The sequence below is a fragment of the Micromonospora sp. SL1-18 genome (assembly GCF_047921505.1).
Classification (GTDB): domain Bacteria; phylum Actinomycetota; class Actinomycetes; order Mycobacteriales; family Micromonosporaceae; genus Micromonospora.
Genome location: NZ_JBLROA010000179.1, coordinates 1 through 1,143, shown reverse-complemented (window position 1 = coordinate 1,143; position 1,143 = coordinate 1). Strand labels below are relative to the sequence as shown.

The 1,143-nt window shown below is 64.2% G+C and carries 1 protein-coding gene; it reads right to left on the bottom strand.

What is annotated here, in order from left to right; genetic code table 11:
* Nucleotides 1-532: 532 nt before the first annotated feature.
* Entirely contained in the window at nucleotides 533-967 is a 435-nt protein-coding gene (locus ACNAW0_RS30400) for a VOC family protein (RefSeq protein WP_416291483.1), read from the bottom strand.
* Nucleotides 968-1,143: the final 176 nt, after the last annotated feature.

Here is a 1,143-nt window from a genome sequence, read left to right as displayed (position 1 = left end):
TCGCTCCTCCTTAGATCGAGATCGTGCGGGCATAGATGTCCACAACGAGGCGCCTGGCGGTGAAACCGGCTTCTCGGTAGTTACGACCGGATAGCCCCTCGGATTGTAAGCTGACACGTCGCCGAGATCGCCTTCGCGGTCCTCTGCTTCGGACGATGTCAGCAGTGCGGCAGCGACGGCTGTGGGCGCTGCGGGCTGTTCTCCAGCCGGAACGCTTGATCGAGCGGGGTGTCCAGGAGCTTGGACCACCGCTCCCACGGTGCACGGCTATCTTGCCAGCACTCGAGGGGGACCAGGCGTCGTACTGCGTGACCCCGGTCGTAGGTGCACGCCCGCGAGGGGCAGAGGTAGATGGGCATGCCTGCGTGTGCGAGACATCGTCGTCTTCCGCCAGGCCGGCGTGCTGCCGGAGACAGCTTTGGGTGAACTGATCAGCCGCTGGATCAGGACCGTGGACGCGCCGCGGGACGGCGACTCTCGTGATGGCGAAACTGCACCAGTCGACTCGCGAAGGTGTCGTGTTCGCGGCCACTCAGTCGAGACAGAACTCGTTGCCCTCGATGTCCTGCATCACGAGGCACGACTCGTTGTAACCATCGGCAGTCAGTAGTCGCATGCGTACCGCGCCGAGCGCGACCAATCGTGCGCATTCGGCCTCAAGTGCGGCCAGGCGCTCCTCACCCACGAGCCCAGTGCCGACCCGCACGTCAAGATGCAGCCGATTCTTGACGACCTTGCCCTCGGGAACGCGCTGGAAGAACAGTCGGGGGCCCACACCTGAGGGATCAATGCATGCGGACGCTGAACCCTGACGCTCAGGCGGCAGCGCACGATCGAAATCGCCCCAAGTAGCAAACCCCTCCGGTGGCGGCGGTACGACGTACCCCAACACCTCGCACCAGAAACGGGCGACCCGCTCAGGGTCTGTGCAGTCGAAGGTGACTTGGATCTGCTTGACCGACGCCATCGGCCACCATAGAGGCGGGGTCTTTCGTCGTCTCCATGGGCCCGCCCCTGGCTAGGTGGCGCATGCGGCCGACTCTTGAAGATGAGTGGGACCTTGAGCCGTGGGATGACGATTCTGACGGTGTCGATGCCCACTGAGGTGATCTCAGCAAGGTTCGGCGGCCGAGCGGGGATGAG